At 26.0% G+C, this 22,966-nt stretch carries 16 protein-coding genes, 1 tRNA gene and 1 pseudogene; 13 read left to right on the top strand and 5 right to left on the bottom strand.

From position 1 onward, the window contains the following. Positions 1 to 67: 67 nt before the first annotated feature. The 10 genes and pseudogenes from glmM (at position 68) to HU701_RS02075 (ending at position 12,530) form a co-directional block, all read left to right on the top strand. Positions 68 to 1,401, top strand: a pseudogene (gene glmM, locus HU701_RS02120) (phosphoglucosamine mutase). A 126-nt stretch (positions 1,402 to 1,527) separates the two neighbouring features. Next, positions 1,528 to 1,857, top strand: coding sequence for a preprotein translocase subunit SecG (gene secG / locus HU701_RS02115; RefSeq protein ID WP_178919277.1), 330 nt, complete (start codon positions 1,528 to 1,530; stop codon positions 1,855 to 1,857). Positions 1,858 to 1,915: 58 nt separating this feature from the next. Then, a tRNA-Leu gene (locus HU701_RS02110) sits at positions 1,916 to 1,997 on the top strand. Positions 1,998 to 2,138: 141 nt separating this feature from the next. Beyond that, complete coding sequence (nusA, locus tag HU701_RS02105; RefSeq protein WP_158346502.1) at positions 2,139 to 3,626, top strand: transcription termination factor NusA; 1,488 nt, start codon at positions 2,139 to 2,141, stop codon at positions 3,624 to 3,626. A 15-nt stretch (positions 3,627 to 3,641) separates the two neighbouring features. Further along, complete coding sequence (gene infB / locus HU701_RS02100; protein ID WP_178919275.1) at positions 3,642 to 6,236, top strand: translation initiation factor IF-2; 2,595 nt, start codon at positions 3,642 to 3,644, stop codon at positions 6,234 to 6,236. A gap of 59 nt (positions 6,237 to 6,295) precedes the next feature. Further along, positions 6,296 to 6,676, top strand: coding sequence for a 30S ribosome-binding factor RbfA (gene rbfA, locus HU701_RS02095; RefSeq protein ID WP_178919273.1), 381 nt, complete (start codon positions 6,296 to 6,298; stop codon positions 6,674 to 6,676). Positions 6,677 to 6,680: 4 nt separating this feature from the next. Continuing rightward, complete coding sequence (gene truB / locus HU701_RS02090) at positions 6,681 to 7,601, top strand: tRNA pseudouridine(55) synthase TruB (protein WP_178919271.1); 921 nt, start codon at positions 6,681 to 6,683, stop codon at positions 7,599 to 7,601. 98 nt (positions 7,602 to 7,699) lie between these two features. Continuing rightward, the gene (gene rpsO / locus HU701_RS02085; protein ID WP_158346494.1) at positions 7,700 to 7,969 is read left to right on the top strand and encodes a 30S ribosomal protein S15; all 270 of its coding nucleotides are present in this window, start codon (positions 7,700 to 7,702) and stop codon (positions 7,967 to 7,969) included. A 270-nt stretch (positions 7,970 to 8,239) separates the two neighbouring features. Further along, a complete protein-coding gene (gene pnp / locus HU701_RS02080; RefSeq protein WP_158346492.1) occupies positions 8,240 to 10,363 on the top strand; it encodes a polyribonucleotide nucleotidyltransferase in 2,124 nt (707 codons plus the stop codon). Positions 10,364 to 10,730: 367 nt separating this feature from the next. Next, positions 10,731 to 12,530, top strand: coding sequence for a DEAD/DEAH box helicase (locus HU701_RS02075; RefSeq protein ID WP_158346490.1), 1,800 nt, complete (start codon positions 10,731 to 10,733; stop codon positions 12,528 to 12,530). 65 nt (positions 12,531 to 12,595) lie between these two features. Here the strand turns inward: HU701_RS02075 and HU701_RS02070 are convergent, their stop codons facing one another. The 4 genes from HU701_RS02070 to argF form a co-directional block, all read right to left on the bottom strand. Continuing rightward, the gene (locus HU701_RS02070) at positions 12,596 to 12,976 is read right to left on the bottom strand and encodes a Rid family detoxifying hydrolase (RefSeq protein ID WP_158346488.1); all 381 of its coding nucleotides are present in this window, start codon (positions 12,974 to 12,976) and stop codon (positions 12,596 to 12,598) included. A gap of 27 nt (positions 12,977 to 13,003) precedes the next feature. After that, complete coding sequence (gene pyrI, locus HU701_RS02065; protein ID WP_158346486.1) at positions 13,004 to 13,462, bottom strand: aspartate carbamoyltransferase regulatory subunit; 459 nt, start codon at positions 13,460 to 13,462, stop codon at positions 13,004 to 13,006. A gap of 9 nt (positions 13,463 to 13,471) precedes the next feature. Beyond that, positions 13,472 to 14,404, bottom strand: a complete 933-nt coding sequence (gene pyrB, locus HU701_RS02060) for an aspartate carbamoyltransferase (protein WP_178919269.1) — start codon at positions 14,402 to 14,404, stop codon at positions 13,472 to 13,474. A 105-nt stretch (positions 14,405 to 14,509) separates the two neighbouring features. Next, complete coding sequence (gene argF / locus HU701_RS02055; protein WP_158346483.1) at positions 14,510 to 15,526, bottom strand: ornithine carbamoyltransferase; 1,017 nt, start codon at positions 15,524 to 15,526, stop codon at positions 14,510 to 14,512. A gap of 194 nt (positions 15,527 to 15,720) precedes the next feature. On the opposite strand from argF, the gene HU701_RS02050 reads away from it, so the two are divergent. From HU701_RS02050 to trhO, 3 genes are all read left to right on the top strand, one after another. Next, positions 15,721 to 17,217, top strand: coding sequence for a leucyl aminopeptidase (locus HU701_RS02050; RefSeq protein ID WP_158346481.1), 1,497 nt, complete (start codon positions 15,721 to 15,723; stop codon positions 17,215 to 17,217). Positions 17,218 to 17,282: 65 nt separating this feature from the next. Beyond that, positions 17,283 to 20,177 carry a valine--tRNA ligase gene (locus HU701_RS02045; protein ID WP_178919267.1) on the top strand — a complete coding sequence of 965 codons (2,895 nt, stop codon included), beginning with the start codon at positions 17,283 to 17,285 and terminating at the stop codon, positions 20,175 to 20,177. Positions 20,178 to 20,206: 29 nt separating this feature from the next. Further along, positions 20,207 to 21,160, top strand: a complete 954-nt coding sequence (trhO, locus tag HU701_RS02040) for an oxygen-dependent tRNA uridine(34) hydroxylase TrhO (protein WP_158346477.1) — start codon at positions 20,207 to 20,209, stop codon at positions 21,158 to 21,160. An 18-nt stretch (positions 21,161 to 21,178) separates the two neighbouring features. Here trhO and HU701_RS02035 read toward each other — a convergent pair whose 3' ends face one another. Next, the gene (locus HU701_RS02035; protein ID WP_178919256.1) at positions 21,179 to 22,951 is read right to left on the bottom strand and encodes an ATP-binding cassette domain-containing protein; all 1,773 of its coding nucleotides are present in this window, start codon (positions 22,949 to 22,951) and stop codon (positions 21,179 to 21,181) included. Positions 22,952 to 22,966: the final 15 nt, after the last annotated feature.

Here is a 22,966-nt window from a genome sequence, read left to right as displayed (position 1 = left end):
TTTTATAAAAATATTAAATATTTTATAATTTTTTATTTGATAAATAGTTTAATAGAGATAAATAAATATGAAAAATTTTAAATATTTTAAGACAGATGGAATACGTGGAAAAGTAGGTGAAATACCAATTACTCCGAATTTTATGTTAAACTTAGGACAAGTTATTGGAACTATTTTAGGTGAGGATAAAAAAAAATTCTTATTGGGCGAGATACACGTATTTCAGGGCGCATGTTACAGTATTCTTTAGAATTTGGCATTTTATCAAAAGGAATTTCTACTCTATCAGCTGGTTGCATACCTACATCTGCAATTGCATATTTAACAAAATCTTTAAATATTTCAGCAGGTATTATTATTTCAGCTTCTCATAATTCTTTTGATGATAACGGAATAAAAATATTTTTTAAAAATGGAATTAAAATTACTAGAGATATTGAAATTTTAATTGAAAAAAAATTAAATAATCTTTCTTATGATCGCTCTTATGTAAAAAATTTTGGATTTCCTAAAAAAATTGATGATGCTGCAAAAAAATATATTAACTTTTGTAAAAATACTTTCCCTAAATACATGAATTTATCTAAATTTACCATTGTATTAGATTGTGCTAATGGATCAACTTATAATATAGCACCTCAAATTTTTCAAGATTTAGGGGCAAATGTTATCACTTTTTCTATTTGTCCTAATGGCATTAATATAAATAAAAAATCAGGATCTACTAATGTTGATAAGCTAAAAAAACTAGTTATTTCACATAAAGCTGATATTGGATTAGCATTTGATGGTGATGGAGATCGTGTTATCATGATAGATCATTTAGGAAACATAATAAATGGAGATCAAATTATTTATATAATTGCGAAGCAATATTTAAAAAATAATCAGTTGATTGGTGGAGTTGTAGGTACTTTAATGACTAATATGGGTGTAGTTTTAGGTTTAAAAAAAATTGGAATACCATTTTGTGCTACAAAAATAGGAGACCGTTATATATATAAAAAAATCAAAGAAAAAAATTGGATACTTGGAGCTGAACAATCAGGACATGTTATTTTATTAGATAAACATTCTACTGGTGATGGAATTATAGCTAGTTTACAAGTATTATCAAGTATGATTGAAAACAACACATCTTTATATTGTTTATCTAATCAAGTAACATTATTCCCTCAAATATTATTAAATTTCTCTTTTAAAAAAGAGGAGAATTTTCAAAAAAATATAAAATTTCAATCTATTCTTGAGGAATCAAAAAATATTTTAGGAAATACTGGTCGTATTTTTATACGTCAGTCTGGCACTGAGCCTTGTGTTAGAATTATGTTAGAAGATAAAGATTATAGTAAGATAAAAAAAATTGCTCATAATATTTCAAATATAATTAAATTAATTTAAAAAATATGTAAAATATTGTTTTTAGTATAAAAATTAGAAAATATTTATAAATTTTGATAAAATTTTTTTAATAAAGTAGTAATTAGCTATTATTTAAATTATATACAAAAAGGAAACTATTTTTTTATGTATTTATTTTTTTTAGTCTTTTTAATCTTTATTTCTATTTTTTTAAATTTTTTAATTTTGCTACAACCAGGGAAAAATGTAAGTAATATTATACATTCAAATATATCTACTAATATTAAATTTATTAATAGTTTCCGAGGTAATAATTTTATTACCAATATTATTGGATTATGTGCTTTTTTATTTTTAATAATTAGTCTTATTTTATGTAATATTAATGATAAAAAAATAAATTCAAATTTATTTGAAAATTACGATAACACCTTAAAAAAAAGCACATTATCTTTAAAAAAAGATAAGATATTAAACACTGAAATACCTAATTAGTTTTCAATTATGAGTGTTAAAATGTTTTAAATTATTATAATAAATATTGTATATGAGAACCGAGGTGGTGAAATTGGTAGACACGCTATCTTGAGGGGGTAGTGCCTTAAGGCGTATGGGTTCAAGTCCCATCCTCGGTATTATTTTTCAAAAGATCAAAATATTTCATATTAAATATTAATAAAATATTATATTAAAACAGGGTGGTATTACCTAAAACCCCGAATTTTCGGGGTTTTTTATTAGAATATTTAAAAATATTTATTCAGAGGTTTATTAAAATGAATAAAGAAATATTAGCTGTTGTAGAAGCTGTTTCTAATGAAAAATCATTACCACGTGAAAAAATTTTTGAAGCTTTAGAGGTTGCATTAGCAACAGCTACAAAGAAAAAACATGAACAAGAAATTGATGTGCGAGTTAGTATTAATCGTAAAACTGGTAATTTTAGTACTTTTAGGAGATGGATGGTGGTAGATATTGTAAATCATCCAACAAAAGAAATTACTTTAGCAGCAGCTTGTTTTGAAGGTGATAAAGTTAATCTTAATGATTATATAGAAGATAAAATTGATTCTGTTGATTTTGACCGAATTACAACACAAACTGCTAAACAAGTTATTGTTCAAAAAGTACGTGAAGCAGAACGCGCAATGTTAGTTGATCAATTTCGAAAATATATTGGACAGATTGTTATCGGTGTCGTAAAAAAAATCAATAGAGATAATCTTACATTAGATTTAGGAAATAATGCTGAAGCTATTATTTTGAAAGAAGGCATGCTACCTAGAGAAAATTTTCGACCTGGAGATCGTATTCGTGGTATTTTGTATGGAGTATATCCTGAAGCTCGCGGTACTCAATTATTCATCAGTCGTTCAAAAACTGAAATGCTTATAGAATTATTTCGTATAGAAGTACCTGAAATTGGTGAGGAAATTATTGAAATTAAAGCAGCCGCACGTGATCCTGGCTCTCGTGCTAAAATTGCAGTAAAAACTAATGATAAGCGCATTGACCCAGTAGGCGCATGTGTAGGAATGAGAGGTGCTCGAGTACAAGCAGTATCTAGTGAATTATGCGGAGAACGTATTGACATTATTCTATGGAATGATAATCCAGCTCAATTTGTTATTAACGCAATGGCTCCTGCAGACGTCAAATCTATTATAGTTGATGAAGATCGTCATACAATGGATATTGCTGTAGATGCTAATAATTTAGCTCAAGCTATTGGTAGGAACGGTCAGAATGTTCGTTTAGCTTCTCAAATTAGCGGGTGGGAAATAAATGTAATGACAACAGAAGATTTGAGTATTAAACATAAAGAAGAGGCATTTGCTGCATTTAATATTTTTAAAAAATATTTAAATGTTTCTGAAAAAATTATTTCAGTTTTAGTTAAAGAAGGCTTTTCTTCACTTGAAGAATTAGCTTATATACCAATTGATGAATTATCTTCAATTAATCATTTGACCGAAGAAGAAGTGAGATTAGTTCGAGAATGCGCAAAAAATGGATTAAATCTAATTAAATTAGATCAAAAAAATACGATTCATAAAAAACAAACAGAAAAAAGACTTTTGGATATACAAGGTATGAGTGAAATTCTAGCTTTAAAACTAGCCGAGAAAAATATATTTACTTTAGAACAATTAGCTGATCAGGGAATAGATGATCTAGTTGATATCGAAAATTTAAATGCTAAAGAAGCCGGTATGTTAATTATGACTGCTCGTAATATCTGTTGGTTTGATAATAAAGTCTAATAATAGGAAAATAGTATGATTGATATGAGTTTGAAAATATTATCCAATGAAATCAAAATATCAGTAAAAGAATTAATAAAAAATTTTTCTGAAATTGGAATTTCTAAAAATGAAAATGATTTTATTAATGCTTCAGAGAAGACATTTTTGTTAAAACATCTAAGAAAAAAAGAAAATATTTCTGAAAATACTTTTATTTTGCAAAGAAAAACTCGTAGTACTTTAAACGTTTCTTTAGCTGGAGGAAAAAATAAATCTGTACAAGTAGAAGTTAGAAAAAAAAGAACATATACAACAAATGTTACACCAGAAGTTCAAAATTTATTAAGAGATAAAAAATTTTTTCAAAATAAAGAAAAAAATTTTTCAAAAAAAATTATGAAAGAACACAATTTTAAAAATAATATTAATCTTTCATTAAAACATAAATCTGATAAAGATTTTTCAAATAAATCAAATCGATTAAATAATTCTCTTGATCTTCAAAAAAATGAAAAAAATAAAATTTTAAAAAAACATCTAGATTCAAATAAACATTCATTAAATGCAAAAAAAATAATAAAAGAAAGTGGTGTACATAAAAAATTTTATGATGAAAAAAAAGATTATCATTTAACTACATTTTTCAACGCTCGTAATATAGAAAATAACGAAAGTAATAATGAAGTTGAAAAAAATAAAAAGAATTACAATCGAAACTTAAGAAATTATCGTCAAAAGAAAAATAATAAACAAAATATTAATATAAAAAATAAAAAAGAAGATCATCGAATTTATAAAAATAAAAAAAATGTTAAACAAAAAAATAAGTCTATTTTATTACAACAAGTGTTTAAAAAACCTGAATCTTTTATTAATAGAGACGTAATTATTAATGGTACTATTACAGTTTTTGACCTAGCTAATAAAATGGCGGTAAAAAGTTCTGAAGTTATTAAAAATATGATGAACATGGGTATTATAGGAACGATTAATCAAACACTTGATCAAGATACTGCGCAGCTAATTGCAGAAGAAATGGGTCATAAAGTTATTTTGCATAAAGAAAATAAATTAGAAGAATTAATTATGCAAGATCGTGATTTAGGTAATTCTAAATCCATTATAAGATCTCCAGTAGTTACTATAATGGGACATGTAGATCATGGAAAAACATCATTGCTAGATTATATTCGTTCTACCAAAATAGCATGTAATGAAGCAGGTGGAATTACTCAAAATATTGGTGCTTATCATGTTAAAACAGAATCAGGATCGATTACTTTTTTAGATACACCAGGACATTCTGCTTTTACTGGAATGCGTGCTCGTGGAGTTAAATTAACTGATATTGTTATATTAGTAGTGGCTGCTGATGATGGAGTAAAACCACAAACTATTGAAGCTATTCAGCATGCAAAAGAAGCTAATGTTCCAATTATTGTTGCTATTAATAAAATAGATAAAATAGGCTCTGATATCAACCAGATTAAAAATGATTTAACGAAGTACAACATTGTTTCAGAAGAATGGGGCGGTGAAAATATGTTTGTTTCTATATCTGCAAAAACTGGAAAGGGTATAGATACATTATTGAATACAATTTTATTACAATCAGAAATGCTAGAATTAAAAGCAATATCTACGGGTATGGCAGAAGGTGTTGTAATAGAATCTTATCTAGACAAAGGACGAGGACCAATAGCCACTGTATTAGTTCAAAAAGGAAACTTAAAGAAAGGAGATGTAATATTATGTGGTTTAGAATATGGACGTATTAAATCATTACGCAATGAGAATGGAAAAATATTAAAAAATGCAGGACCTTCTATTCCTGTAGAAATTTTAGGTTTATCTAAAGTTCCTTTTGCTGGTGATCAAGTTACTGTAGTGCGTGATGAAAAGAAAGCTAAAGAAGTTGCATGTTATCGTCAAAATAAATCTCGTGAATTAAAATTAGCAAATCAAAATAGATCAAATCTAGAAAATATGTTTGATAATATTAAAAAATCTGATTTTTCAGAGTTAAAAGTTATTATTAAATCTGATGTTCAAGGTTCTTTAGAAGCTATCTCCGGAGCCTTGTTGAAATTATCTACTAATGAGGTAAAAATCAATATCATAGGATCAGGCATCGGCGGAATTACAGAAACAGATGCTGCACTAGCATTAGCATCAAATGCTATTATTTTAGGTTTTAATGTTAGGGCAGATGTTTCTGCAAAAAAGATTATTGAAATGGAACATTTAGATCTGCGTTATTACTCTGTTATTTATGATTTGATTGATGAAGTGCAATCTGCTATGACAGGATTATTATCTCCTGAATATAAACAAAATATTATCGGTTTAGCAGAAGTACGAAATATATTTAAATCGCCTAAATTTGGACTGATTGCAGGATGTATGGTAATTGATGGTATTATTAAAAAAAATAATCCAATCCGTATACTTAGAGATCATATAGTGATTTATGAAGGTGATTTAGAGTCTTTACGTCGTTTTAAAGAAGATGTTAGTGAAGTACGAAATGGAATGGAATGTGGAATCGGGGTAAAAAATTTTAATGATATAAAAGTTAGAGATAATATCGAAGTATTTGAATTAAAAGAGGTGAAAAGAACTTTATAAATTAATATTTAAAAATAAATTTATATTTTTTAATATATATAAAATATTGGTAATAAAATATGGAAAAATCATTTAGTCGATCCTCTAAAATATCTCAAGAATTACAAAAAAAAATTGCAATTATTATACAGTATTTTCTTAGAGATCCGCGCTTTAAAACTATTATTACGATATCTGAAGTTATTGTGTCTAAAGATTTATCATATGCTCAAGTATTCGTTAGTTGCTTAGAAATAAATAACAACTTGAGTATAAAGAAATTATTAGTTTTGTTAAATAAAGCATCTGGTTATATTCGTAAATTATTATGTAAAAAATTAAAATTAAGAATTATACCAAACATTGTTTTTTATCATGATAATTCTTTTTTAAAAGGTAATAGAATTTCTTTATTATTAAATCAATTAACACAAAAAAAAATATTATCTAACAAGGCATAGTTCAATGTTTTTTTGTAAAAAACGTAATATTAATGGTTTTTTATTAATTGATAAACCTATAGGAATATCCTCTAATAATGCTTTACAGCAAGTAAAAAATATTTTTAATGCTAAAAAAGCAGGTTATATCGGTACTTTAGATCCATTAGCTTCAGGAATATTACCAGTTTGTTTTGGAGAGAGCACAAAATTTGCTTATTATTTAAATGATATTGATAAGCGATATAATGTTATTGCGAAATTAGGCGAAAAAACATCTACATTTGATTCTGATGGAATTATTACAAAAAAAAGAATAATTTCCTTTACAAATCTCGAACTAAATAATGCTTTAAAAGAATTAACTGGCGCAATAAATCAAATACCTTCAATGTATTCAGCAATTAAGTATAATGGCATTCCATTATATAAATATGCGAGACAGGGATTAAATGTTATACGTAATACAAGGCAAGTTCAAATATATAAATTAAGTCTTGTTGAGAAAAAAAATAATTTAATTGAATTAAACGTACATTGTTCTAAAGGAACATATATTAGAACGCTTATTGATGATTTAGGTGAAAAATTAGGTTGTGGAGCACATGTTGTTTCATTGCGTCGTACAGCAATAGGGTTATTTTCCTGTACTCAATTAGTTACAATACCTGATTTAACGGAATTGTTACATAAAGAAAATATAAATACATTAGATAATTTATTAATGCCTATTGATACTCCTATTAGTTTTTTACCCAAAGTATATTTATCCCAAAAACAATCTTACAATTTTAAATTAGGACAACAGATTGATTTTAAATCTAATATAAAAAATAGTTTAGTGCGAGTTTTAGAACAAGAAGAACAAGTTTTTATTGGATTAGGAAAAATTTATATTGAAGCAAAATTAATTCCGCACCGATTGATCTCTCTATCTACTAATTAAGTTATTTTCTATTCAACTGAAGAGTAGCATGATATTATTTTTAAATAATTTTACTGAAATATTAGTTTAATATAATTTAAAATACAATGAGGTATAACATGTCTATTAATACAGTAAATATAAAAGAAAATATTTTAAAATACGGAAAAAATAATAAAGACAGCGGAAAAACTGAAGTTCAAATTGCATTATTAACACATCAAATTAATCATTTACAATTACATTTTTCTCAACATAAAAAAGATCATTCTAGTCGAAGAGGCTTGTTAAATATGGTTTCAAAACGTCGTAAGCTATTAAATTATTTAAAGAAAAAAAATATGTCTAATTATAGTAAATTAATTGAAAATTTAAATTTAAGACGGTAAGAAATTTTGTATATTATCATATTATGAAAGTATTTTAATTTTTTGATTCGTTTATTAGACGAAAATTTTTCATAAAGGGCTTGAATTAGCCCTTTTTTTTACAATCTCATTAAAATTTTTTATTAACTAACTAATAAAATAAATTTATTTATTAAAAATAAATATTTAATTTATAATTTGTAGATAATTTTTATAAAATATATGAATGCTTTTTTCAAGTGAATTAATTTATAATTAACAGAAAATTAATTTTATATTAAGGATATTATTTTGCTGAATCCCATTGTACGAAAATTCCAATATGGTCAACATATAATTACATTAGAAACAGGGATAATGGCTCGACAAGCAACATCTGCTGTAATGGCAAGTATGGATGATACCGCTGTTTTTGTTACTGTTGTTGGGGATAAAACAGTTCATCCTGGGCAAAAATTTTTCCCTCTTACAGTCAATTATCAAGAAAGAACATATGCTGTTGGTCGGATACCTGGAGGTTTTTTTAGAAGAGAAGGTCGTCCTAGTGAAAGTGAAATATTAACTGCTCGATTAATTGATAGACCAATTCGACCTTTATTTCCTAAAGGATTTTTTAATGAAATCCAAATCATTGCTACAGTAGTATCAGTTAATCCACAAATCAATCCTGATATAATTTCTATTATTGGTGCTTCAGCAGCCCTCAGTTTATCTGGAATTCCATTTTACGGTCCAGTAGGAGCTGCTAGAGTCGGTTTAATTGATAATCAATATATATTAAACCCAACAACTGAAGACATGAAATCTAGTTCTTTAGATTTAGTTATATCAGGAACTCAAAACGCTGTTTTAATGGTAGAAGCAGAATCAAAAATATTAAGCGAAGAAAAAGTACTTGGAGCAATTATTTTTGGTCATCAACAACAACAAGTAGTTATTAATAATATTCGTTCTTTATCAAATGAAGCTAGAAAGTTACCTTGGGCTATATCTTATCCTGAAATCAATACTGTATTAGAATCTAAACTTATAACTTTAGTTGGAAAAGATATAAGTAATGCTTATTTAATCTTTAATAAACAAGAAAGACATGAAAAATTAAATTTTCTTAAAGATAACATAGTAAAATTACTTTTTAATGAAAACTTAAATATAGATATAAGTGAAATTGATGAAATTTTTCAGAAAATTGAAAAAAATGTCGTAAGAAAACGTATTTTAAATAATGAATATCGTATTGATGGTCGAGAAAAGGATATGATCCGAGCATTAGATGTTAGAACAGGTATTTTACCTCGTACACATGGTTCTGCTTTGTTTACTCGTGGTGAAACACAATCTTTAGTTTCTGTTACTTTAGGAACATCTCGAGATGCACAAAATTTAGATGAGTTATTAGGTGATAAAACAGATAATTTTTTGTTTCATTACAATTTTCCACCTTATTCTGTAGGGGAAATAGGTATAGTAGGATCGCCCAAAAGAAGAGAAATTGGACACGGTCGTTTAGCTAAAAGAAGTCTATTAGCAGTCATGCCGAACATTGATGAATTTCCATATACTATTAGAATAGTATCTGAAATAACTGAATCAAATGGTTCATCTTCTATGGCTTCTGTTTGCGGTGCATCACTAGCTTTAATGGATGCTGGAGTTCCAATAAAATCTGCTGTAGCTGGAATATCTATGGGCTTGGTAAAAGAAGGTGATAATTATGTATTACTTTCAGATATTTTAGGTGATGAAGATCATTTAGGAGATATGGATTTTAAAGTTTCTGGAACTAAAGAAGGCATTACAGCTTTGCAAATGGATATAAAAATAGAAGGAATAACTAATGAAATTATGCATATTGCTTTAAGTAAAGCTAAATCTGCTAGACTGCATATTTTAAATGTTATGCAGCAAGCACTAAGTAAACCTAGAAAAGAAATTTCTGAATTTGCACCAAGAATTCATACAATCAAAATTAATCCCGAAAAAATTAAAGATGTCATAGGAAAAGGAGGATCTGTAATTAGAATGTTAACAGAGGAAACAGGAACTATAATTGAAATTGAAGATGATGGAACGGTAAAAATATCTGCTACAATTGGAGAAAAAGCAAAGCATGCTATTCGCAGAATTGAAGAGATTACAGCCGAAATTGAAGTTGGGCGTATTTATTCTGGAAAAGTAACTCGTATTGTTGATTTTGGAGCGTTCATTACAATAGGTTTTGGAAAAGAAGGATTAGTACATATTTCACAAATTTCTAATAAAAGAGTAGAAAAAGTTTCAGATCATTTAAAATTAGATCAAATTATACCTGTAAAGGTATTAGAAATTGATAGGCAAGGACGTTTAAGGTTAAGCATTAAAGAAGTAAAAGATTCTATTATATCTAATAAATCTATAAATAATATTTTTATCTGATATAATTAATTTAAAATACATTATTTTAAAATTTTTAAAAGAAAAAATTTTGTTTTGATAGAGCATAAATTTATATTTTTTAAAAAACTATATTTGAAATATAATATGTAATTAATAATGTTTTTATTCGTTTTAGTTGATTTTCTTTCCTAATAAATAGATACTTTGTTTTTAAAATTACTAATTAGTTGCTAATGTTATATCTTTATTAATCATTAGCAATAAATGTTATTTATTTTGTATTGTATTTATTAGATTATTTAATTGTAGCCGGTTGACACTTTTCAATGAAAATAAATAATATATATATATTTTCATCATGAGCTATGTAGACTGGCCAATGTAACTTAAAAGGCATATCTATTGCATGACTCATACTGAAAAAAAATTTTCTTTTCTTGGTTTAAATCCTTTTATTATTCAATCTTTAAATGAAATGGGATATGTTAAACCATCTCCTATTCAAGCAGCTTGTATTCCTTTGCTTTTGCAAGGTAAAGATGTATTAGGTATGGCGCAAACTGGGAGCGGAAAAACAGCTGCTTTTTCATTGCCATTATTACATAATTTAAAAATCAATTTAAAAGCACCACAAATTTTAGTTTTAGCTCCTACAAGAGAGCTTGCTGTACAAGTTGCTGAAGCTTTTTCTATTTTTTCTAAATATATAGTAGGAGTAAATGTATTACCTTTATACGGAGGTCAACGATACGAATTGCAATTACGGGCATTAAAACAAGGCCCACAAATTGTTGTAGGAACTCCAGGTAGATTACTAGATCATTTAAAAAGAGGAACTCTTAATCTTTCTAATTTACATAGCTTAGTTTTAGATGAAGCAGACGAAATGTTAAGAATGGGTTTTATAGAAGATGTAGAAACAATTATGTCGAAAATACCAAAAGAACATCAAACTGCTTTATTCTCAGCAACTATGCCAGAAGTGATACGACGTATTTCTAAAAGATTCATGAAAGACCCTAAGGAAATAAGAATTAAATCTAACATAACAACACGCCCTGATATTAAACAAAGTTATTGGATGGTATATGGTAAAAAAACAGATGCCTTAATTCGTTTTTTAGAAGTAGAAGAATTTTCAGCTACAATTATTTTTGTCAAAACAAAAAATGCTACCTTAGAAGTTTCTGAGGCTTTAGAGCGACATGGATATAATAGTGCAGCGTTAAATGGAGATATGAATCAAGCATTACGAGAGCAAACTTTAGAACGCTTAAAAAATGGTAGATTAGATATTTTAATTGCAACAGATGTTGCAGCTCGTGGTTTAGATGTTGATCGAATTAGTTTTGTTATTAATTATGATATTCCTATGGACTCCGAATCTTATGTTCATCGTATTGGACGTACAGGACGAGCAGGACGAGCAGGACGAGCACTATTATTTGTTGAAAATCGTGAGCGTAGATTGCTGCGTAATATTGAACGAACAATTAATCAATCTATTCCAGAAGTGCAATTACCAAGAATTGAATTATTATGCGAAAAACGTCTTCAACAATTTTCAAAAAAAGTGCAACAACAACTTGAAAGCAAAGATTTAAATGAGTATGTGTCTTTATTAGATAAGTTGTATTGTTCTGATGATCTAGATATTAAAACTCTCGCAGCAGCTTTATTAAAAATGGCTCAAGGAGGCCGTCCTTTAATTATTAAAAAAGATCTATTAAAACGTCCTACTAAAGAAAATTTATACAAAAATAATTATAGACAAGAAGAAAATAGAAATAATCGGTATCGTCGTGATCGAAAAGAGATGAAGAATGTGGATTTATATCGTATCGAAATTGGTCGTAATGATGGAATTGAAGTGCGTCATATAGTTGGAGCTATTGCTAATGAAAGCAATATAAATAGTCGTAATATTGGTAATATAAAATTATTTTCTTCATATTCTATTGTTGAATTACCCTTAGGTTTATCTAAAGAATTATTACAGAACTTAATGAAAACCAGAATTTTAAATAAGCCAATAAATATAAAATTGCTTCGAAATTTTAAATATCATCAAAATAAATCATATAATCGATCTATTTTGAATAAAGATTTAAATGCTAATCGTAGATTTGATGAAAATCGTTCAACTAAATCTCATTCTGCTAAAAAAGAAATCAGATTATCTTCATTCCGTCGTAAAAATATTTAATTTTTTATGCCGCTTCGCGGCATATTGAAGATTGATAAATAATTAGAAAAATTAATTGTTATTTTTCATCTATATGCCATAGCTTCTATTTCGATCTTGACATTTTTTGGTAATGCTTTCACTTCGATACAAGATCTTGAGGGGAAAGAAGATTTATTTTTTAAAAAAAAATTTTCATATATCTTATTAATTGTCTGAATTTTATTTAAATCAGTAGTAAAAATTGTTATTTTGACGATATTTTTTACTTGATATTTAGATTTTTCAAGAATATGTTTTATGTTTCTTAATGTTACATATGTTTGTTTATCAATGCTTTCTGGTATAACTCCGGATTTTACATCAATAGGTATTTGACCGGATATAATTAAAAAATTGTCGAATTGTATAGCCTGCGAATATGGACCAATTGGTTGGGGAGCATTTTTTGTGTTGATAATATTCATATTACACCATTGTTTAATTAAATTTATCTATGATAAAACTATATTTTTAGAGAATTCTTTTTCACAGTATTTACATTTCAAATTCATATTTTTGTCTAATTTCTTAACAAAAATAAAACTAGAATTAATAAGATTATCATGAGTAATACAATTACTATTTGGACAAATTAAAATACGATCTATTTTTTTAGGTAATTTTGGAAATATTTTCCCTACTAAGTTGTATTGATCAATATAGTTAACTGTAGCACATGGAGCATAAATAGCTAATTGATTGATTTGATCGGCACTTAAAAAAGTATTTTCAATTTTAATAATATCTTTTCTTCCTAATTTTTGAGAAGGCAAGTTTAAACCAATAGTAATGCGTTTTTCTGTTTCTGTAAATCTAAATAAAGATAATAGTTTAAAGCCTATTTGAGATGGAATGTGATCGATTACGCTACCACATTTTATAGCTTCTACTTGTAGTTTATTTATTTGCATATTGTTTTATTAAAAATGATTTTCTATTAATACTAACGATAATATTGCTTGACGCGCATAAATACCATTTGCTGCTTGTTTAAAATACCAAGCATAAGGTGTATGATCAACATCATAATCGATCTCATCTACACGAGGTAGAGGGTGTAATATTTTTAAATTACTACGTGCATTTTTTAAAATCTTAGTATTTAATATAAACTTTGATTTAGCATTTGCATATTCTGTAGATTCAAGTCTTTCTTTCTGGACGCGTGTCATGTAAAGAATATCAATTTCAGAAATAACTTCCTCTATATTTTGACACCTTGTCCAACTAATTTCTTTTTCTAAAAGCATATCGTTAATATAATTTGGCATTGTTAATGCATCAGGAGAAATAAAAAAAAATTTATTTTTATTATACTTAGCTAATGCTTGTGTTAAAGAATGCACAGTTCTTCCGTATTTTAAATCACCTACCATCGCAATATTTAAATCATCAAGTCGATATTGAGTTTCTTGAATAGTAAATAGATCTAAGAGTGTTTGTGTAGGATGTTGATTTGCTCCGTCTCCAGCGTTAAATATTGGTATATTATTAGAAAATTCAGTAGCTAAACGAGCTGATCCCTCCTGAGGATGTCGAATAATAATGGCATCTACATACGAACTAATTACTGAGATAGTATCTGCTAATGATTCTCCTTTTTTTCCTAAAGATATATTGCTGTCATCAGAAAAACCTATTGTTGAAGCACCTAATCGGAAAATTGCTGTTTCAAAAGATAAGCGTGTACGAGTAGATGCTTCAAAAAAGCAACTAGCAATAATTTTATTTTTTAGTAAACTGGGTTCAGGTTTTTTTTTTAAAATAGAAGATTTTTTTAAAACTAATTCTAGTTCATCACGTTTAAGATCATTTATTGAAATTATATTTTTTTTATATAGAGAGTTTCTCAACTTCTAAATTCCTTAATTGTAGAGAAAGAAAAAGTAGTTATTGTTATTTTTATACAAAGATGAGAAACAGTAACAAATAATTTTTTATAAACTATATATTTTATATTAAAATGTAATATTTTTAACAAGACTAGATATGAGAATAGCTTTTATAGTATGCAATCTATTTTCTGCTTGTTCGAAAATAATATTTTGATTTTTTTGAAAAATACTATCTGTAATTTCTACTCCGTCTTGTAAATTATGCTCTTTTAACATCGATTCAACTATAGCATTTTTTTTATCATGCAGTGCAGGGAGACAATGTAATACTTTTACTGAAGAATTATCAGTCATATCTAACATATTTTTATTAACTTGGTATTTTTTTAATAGTGCTATTCTTTCTTTCCATATTTTTTCTGGCTCTCCCATAGAAACCCAAACATCTGTATAAATAAAATCTACATTTTTCACACCTTCTTTTATGTTTTCAGTACATATTATTTTGTTTTTATTTTTTTTTGCTTTTTCTTGACATATATTTAAAATATTTTTTTCAGGCCAACATTTTTTAGGAGAAACTAAACGTAGTTCTATCCCTAAAATAGCTGAAGCTTCTAGCAAGCTATTTGCTATATTATTATGTGAATCACCAACATATGCGCATTTTATTTCAAAAAATTGTTTTTTTGGAAAAATTTCTTTTATTGTTAATAAATCTGCTATGATTTGTGTAGGATGAAATTTTTCAGTTAACCCATTCCATACAGGGACATTAGAGTATCTTGCTAAAGTTTCTATTACTTTATGACTATGACCTCGATATTCAATTCCATCATATAAGCGACTAAGAACTCTCGCTGTATCTTCAATAGATTCTTTTATACCAAGATGAGTACTTCCCGGTCCAAGATAGGTAACATGTGCACCTTGATCAAATGCAGCAATTTCAAATGAACATCTTGTACGAGTTGATTCTTTTTCAAAAATTAAGGCAATATTTTTTTTTTTCAATAACTGAATTTCTTGATTATTTTTTTTTATTTTTTTTAGTTTTTCAGATAACATAATAATTTTTTCTAATTCAATATTAGAAAAGTCTAATAATCTTAAAAAATCACGTTGGTAAAGATAATTCATAATTTAAATTCTCTTAAAATTATATTTAAATGGGTTTATAAATATCTATATAAATCACACTAATAAAAAATGTTAAATGATTGAATATTTTCATACTATTATAGTATATAATATTTTATTATTTTTTGGATTAAATTATTTTTAACTGTTTTATACATTATAAACTATAAAAAACAAAATTATAGAGATATATTATGAATTTTTTTTTAGAAAACTTCGATTTAAATGTAGTACAAACAGATTGTATAGTTGTTGGTATTTTTAAATCTTTAGAATTAACAAGTTCTGCTGATATTTTAAATAAATATAGCAATGATTATATTAGCAAACTAATTCATCAAGGAGATATTAATGGCGAAATAGGAACAAATTTGTTGCTATATAATGTACCAAATATTATCTCCAAGAGAATACTATTAGTAGGTTGTGGAGAAAAAAATAATTTTAAATTATGTTTTTTAACTAAGATTATTAAAAATGCTATCCCGGTTTTAAATAAAAGCTCTATTCAACATGTTTTTTTTTCTTTAAATGAACTATATTTTTGTAAGAATCAGACATATTGGTTTATTCGGAAAATAATCAGTGATATTCATAAAAAAATTTTTAAAATAACCACGTTTTTTAAAAAGGAAATTTACTTAAAATCTATTACATTTAATATAAAAGATAAAAATTTACTTTTATCAGCTCAAACTGCTTTAAAACACGCTAAAGCTATTAGCTTAGGATTAACCGCTGCAAAAAAAATAAGTAATTTACCTCCTAATATTTGTAATCCACTATATTTATCCCTGGAAGCAAAAAAATTATCTCATACATATAAAGACAATATTGAAGTTACAACAATTGATTCTGAGAAGATGAAAATTTTAGGTATGCATGCTTATTTAGCGGTAGGAAATGGTTCAAAAAACAAGCCATATATGTCCGTGATTAAATATTCTAAAAAAAATACTTTTAATAAAAAAGTTATTGTATTAATAGGAAAAGGATTAACATTTGATTCTGGAGGTATTTCTATCAAACCTTCCCAAAATATGCATGAAATGAAGTATGATATGTGTGGTGCAGCTGCTGTTTATGGGGCGCTGATTACAGCTGCTGAGTTGAATTTACCTTTAAATGTTATTGGAGTTTTAGCTGGTTGTGAAAATATGCCAGGAGGAAGTTCATTTAGACCTGGAGATGTTCTAAATACTATGTCTGGAAAAACAGTAGAAGTTTTAAATACAGATGCTGAAGGACGTTTAGTTTTATGTGATGTATTTAAATACGTGGAACGTTTTTCACCTAATATAGTAATTGACGTTGCCACTTTAACTGGGGCTTGCGTTACAGCATTAGGACATTATGTTACTGGTTTATTCTCTAATAATGAAATTTTAACTAATGATTTAAAAAAAGCTGCTCAACAAACAGATGATAAAGTTTGGCAATTACCTTTGTTTGATGAATACGCGCAAGACATAAAATCTAATATAGCCCATTTTTCTAATGTTGGGAATCAAGGAGCTGGAGCAATAACAGCAGCATTTTTTTTGTCTCAATTTACAAAAAAATATTATTGGGCACATCTAGATATTGCTGGCACTGCTTGGGAATCTGGTATGAATAAAGGATCTACAGGTCGTCCTGTCGAGCTTTTATCTCAGTTTTTGTTAAACATATCAAACTTGAATGAATGTTAAATAATTTCAAAATGTTTTACATTCAATTAAACATATTACTTTTTAATAGATAATAATTAAATACAATGGAAAAAACTTATAATCCTCAAGATATTGAAGAATCTTTATATGATTTTTGGGAAAAAAATGGATATTTTAAACCTAGTAACGATTTAACTAAGCCATCATTTTGTATTATGATGCCACCTCCTAATATTACTGGAAATTTGCATATGGGGCATGCATTTCAACAAACTATTATGGATATACTGATTCGTTATCATAGAATGCAAGGAAAAAATACATTATGGCAAGTCGGAACAGATCATGCTGGAATAGCAACACAAGTATTAGTAGAGCGTCATATATATCTTACAGAAAATAAAAATAAAAAGGATTATCATAGGAATGATTTTGTTGAAAAAATATGGTCATGGAAAAATAAATATAATGTAATTGTTACAAAACAAATGCGACGTTTAGGAAATTCTGTTGATTGGGATCGCGAAAAATTTACTTTAGATCCCGATATTTGCCATGCTGTTAAAGAAGCTTTCATTATTTTTTATAAGGATAATTTAATATACCAAAAAAAAAGATTAGTACATTGGGATTCAAAATTAGAAACAGTTATTTCTGATTTAGAAGTAGAGCATCGTTTAATAAAAAGTAAAAAATGGTTTATTCGATATCCTATTTTTTTTAATCAAAAAAAAAATAATCATCAGATTAAATATTTAACAGTTTCCACAACTAGACCTGAAACATTGCTAGGAGATACAGCTTTAGCTGTTAATCCCAAAGATGAAAACTATAACCAGTTTATTGGTCAATTTGTTATATGCCCGTTAGTAAATAGAATCATACCTATTGTTGCAGATAAATATGCAGATTTAACAAAAGGAACAGGTTGTGTCAAAATTACACCCGCACACGATTTTAATGATTATAAAGTAGGATTACGTCATCAGTTACCAATGATTAATATTTTTACATTTGATGGTAAGATTAAAAAAAATTTTGATATTTACAATTATAAAGGTCAAATATCTGATATACATAGTTCATTAGTTCCAAGTAAATTTCAAAATTTAGATATTATTTCCGCGAGAATCAAAGTGATTAAGGAAATAGAAAAAATAGGGCTGCTAGAAAAAGTTGAAGAATGTGATATTCTGACACCTCATAGTGATAGAAGCGGCGTAATTATTCAACCTATGTTAACTAATCAATGGTATTTGAAAACATCAAAATTAGCTAATTTAGCTATTTCTGTGGTCAAAGAAAAAAAAATTAATTTTATCCCACCACAATATGAAACTATGTATTTATCTTGGATGAATAATATTGAAGACTGGTGTATTTCACGTCAATTATGGTGGGGTCACCGTATTCCAGTTTGGTATGATTGCAAAAAAAACATATATGTTGGACACAATGAGAGTGAAATAAGAAAAAATTACAATATATCAAATGATATAAAATTAACTCAAGATGAAGATGTTTTAGATACCTGGTTTTCATCTGGATTATGGACTTTTTCTACATTAGGTTGGCCTAAAAAAACAAAATTTTTAAAAATTTTTCATTCAACTGATGTTTTAGTCAGTGGTTTTGATATTATTTTTTTCTGGATTGCTAGAATGATTATGTTGACTATGTATCTTGTTAAAGATAATTTTGGTATATCTCAGATACCTTTTAAAAATGTTTATATTACAGGTTTAATACGTGATGAAGAAGGTCAAAAAATGTCGAAATCAAAAGGAAATGTTATTGACCCATTAGATATGATAGACGGTATTACTTTGAATAACTTAATTAAAAAAAGAACAAATAATTTATTACGACCACAGTTATCCCGTAAAATTAAAGAACGTACTATAAAGCAATTTCCTAATGGAATTAGTCCGACAGGTACAGATGCATTACGTTTTACATTTTGCGCTTTAGCTTCTAATACACGTGATATAAAATGGGATATGAGCAGATTGAAAGGCTATCGAAACTTTTGTAATAAACTTTGGAATGCTAGTCGATTTGTTTTAATAAATACAAAAAATCATCATTTTTTTTCATTTAAAATAAATGATAACATGCTTTTTATAAATAAATGGATTTTAATAGAATTTAACAAAGTAGTAAAATTATATAGAAATTCATTAGATAGTTATCGATTTGATGTTTCAGCAAATATTTTATATGATTTTACTTGGAATACTTTTTGTGATTGGTATTTAGAATTTGTTAAACTAATTATAAAATTTGGTTCATCTCAGGATGTATATTACACTAAAAATATTTTAGTTGATATTTTAGAGCAACTTTTGAAATTGCTACATCCCATTATACCTTTTATTACTGAAACTATTTGGCAGCGTATTAAAAAAATTAAAAATATTAAAGAAAAAACAATTATGCTTCAACCGTTCCCAAAATATAATCATTTATTTTTCAATGAAAAAATTTTATCAGATATGAGTTGGATAAAAAAAATAATAATTTCTCTAAGAAATATTAGAGCCGAGATGAACATTTCCACAAAAACATTATTATCATTATTTCTGAAAAATGTTTCTTTTGATCAAGAAAAAATTATTCAAGAAAACTTTTTGTTATTAAAAAATATAGTTCATTTAGATAAAATTGAAGTTGTTTCTAAAAAATATAAAGAACCTGTATTATCTATTAAAAAAATTATTGATGGCGTAGAAATTTTAATTCCTATATTTAATATAATAGATAAAAAAATTGAATTGAAAAGATTAAATAAAGAAATAAAAAATATCACATTAAAAATTGTATCTGTAAAAGAAAAAATATTAAATAAAGATTTTTTACGTCATGCCCCTCGAAATATTATAATAAAAGAACAGGAAAAATTAAAAAATTTAAATCAAATATATTCTAAGTTATCTTCTCAAATAAAAATTTTTAATAATTTTTTAAATAAAAATAATTCGTCTCGTGAAAAAATATAGGATTTATTTCTAAATAGTATAGGTTTATTATGTCAATTTTACATAATTATAGTTCTAAAAAAGCATTAAGAAATGATATTTTTTTGAAAAAAGAACCGCGTTTGATTCTTTCATTTTACAAATATTTTTATGTTCAAGATCCCAAAAGTTATAGAGATCAAATTTATAAAAATTTTCTGAAATATCAAATATTAGGTAGAGTGTATATCGCTTATGAAGGAATAAATGCTCAAATTAGTATCCCTATTTATATGTATTCGAATTTTAAAAAGTTTTTATATCAATTTGATCCAGAACTAAATAATTTACATATTAACAAAACATTTCATTTGAATAATGTATATGCATTTTGGGTTTTTTCTGTAAAGGTTAAAAAAAAGATTGTAAATGATGGCATTCAGGATCCTTTATTTAAATTTAAAAATGTTGGAATATATATTAATGCAGAAAAAGTTAATTTAATGCTGAAAAATAAAGAAATCATATTTATTGATATGAGAAATTCTTACGAATACAAAATAGGTCGATTTCCTAATGCTATAGAAATTAAAAGCAACACTTTTCGAGAACAGTTAAAAAATGTAATAAAAACTATGAGTTATGCTAAAGATAAAAATATAGTAATGTATTGTACAGGTGGAATTCGCTGTGAAAAAGCGACATCTTGGATGATCTTTAATGGTTTTAAGAACGTTTATCATATAAAAGGTGGAATTATTGGGTATGTGAACCAAGCGAAAAAAAATAGATTACCTATTTTATTTAAAGGAAAAAACTTTGTATTTGATAATCGAATGAGTGAAAAGATATCAGAAGATGTTTTATCTCTTTGTAAGCAATGCAATAAGCCTTCAGATAATTATGTAAATTGTGCTTTTAATTTATGTCATCTATTATTTATTCAATGTCATAACTGTGAAATCAATTTTAGAAATTGTTGCTCTTTTAACTGTATGAAAAGATATAATATTTCATTAAGATAAATAATATTTAATTTTAAATTAATTATTTAAATTATTTATATTTTTTTCTAAATTTTCCCAATATGTTATTTTTTTTTCTAATTTTTTTTCTTCTAAATTTAACTCTTTTAATACAGGTAATTGATTGATAAAATTTTTCTTAAAAAATTCAGGTTGATTTATTTTATTTTGTAGAATTTTAATATTTTTTTCTATTTTTTCGATTTGATTTAATATTTTTTCTGTTTCATTTTTTAGCTTATTTTTACTTGGTGATTTTAATTTTTTATTTAATATATGTATATTTTTTTTACTTTTATCTTTTTTGATTTGTTTATCTATTAAGTCATTATATATACCTAAGTGTTTAGTGATAAATCCATCTCCTTTGAATATCCAATATTTATTGACTGTATTTTGAATAAATTTTCTATCATGACTTACTATCAAAACAGTTCCAGAATATTGAATAATAATTTTCTCTAATAATTTTAATGTATCTAAATCTAAATCATTTGTAGGTTCATCAAGAATTAATATGTTATTTTTTTTTAAAAATAATTTAGCTAAAAGCAATCTATTGCATTCTCCGCCGGATAAAGTTTTTACTAATCGTTGTAATTCATATGGTTGAAACAAAAATTTTTTTAAGTATCCTATTAAATATTGTTCTTTCCCATTGATTACTATTTTATTTTGTCCTTCATTAATATTATCTAAAATAGATTTTTTAGGATTTAATATTGTTCGATTTTGATCAAAATATCCGATTTTTAGCTTTTTATTTGCATAAAAATATCCTGTTTGAACTTTATTTTCTCCTATCAGTATTTTTATCATAGTACTCTTACCGGAACCACTATTTCCAATGAATCCTATTTTATCACCATATCGTATTGTTGAAGAAAAATTTTGAATAATATTTCTGTTTTCTATGCAAAAATTTATATTTTTTAAATCAAACATTATTTTTCCCGAATAATCTTTGATTTCATTAATTAAAATATTTTCAAATTTTTCTATTTTTTTATAATTTTCATTTTCTTTCCTTAACTTTTCTAAATTCTTGACTCTACCTTCATTTCTTGTGCTTCGTGCTTTAATTCCCTGTTTAATCCAAATTTCTTCTTTTTCTAATTTTTGATCAAACAACTTTTTTTGAATTTTTTCGATTTCATAATTTTTATTTTTTAATATAACAAATTTTTTATAATCCCCTGGAAATGATGTGAGTTTCCCTCGATCAAGATTAACGATTCTTGTGCATATATTGTCAATAAAAAATCTATCATGTGATATAAATACAATACTTCCAGAAAATTTTTTTAAAAAATTTTCTAACCATCTTACTGTATTGATATCCAGGTGATTAGTGGGTTCATCCAATAGTAATATATCAGGTTCATGTACTAATGCAGCGCCTAATGCAATTTTTCTTAATGATCCACCAGATAATTCTGAAAGTAAAGTATTTTTTTTAAGATCTAATATTTCAATGATTTTTTCTATTTTTAGAATCTCATAAGGATTAATTTTTTTAAATTTTTTTTTAATAAATTCGAAAATTGAAATATTAAAATGATCTAAATTTTTTTGAGATAAATATGATATTTTAATATTTTTTCTATAGATAACAAAACCCGAATCTAAATCTTGTTTTTTATTAATGACTTTTAATAAAGTTGACTTTCCCGCTCCATTTTTTCCAGTTAAACAAACACGTTCATTTTTATTTAAATAAAAAGAAGTATTTTTTAGTATTTCTAAATTGCTAAATGATAAAGAAGCATCTTTTATGCTAATGAAATTCATAGTTTTCTCATTTAA

The organism is Buchnera aphidicola (Aphis gossypii) (genome assembly GCF_013394915.1).
Taxonomy (GTDB): Bacteria; Pseudomonadota; Gammaproteobacteria; order Enterobacterales; family Enterobacteriaceae; genus Buchnera; species Buchnera aphidicola_AZ.
This window is presented reverse-complemented; position numbering and strand designations above follow the sequence as displayed.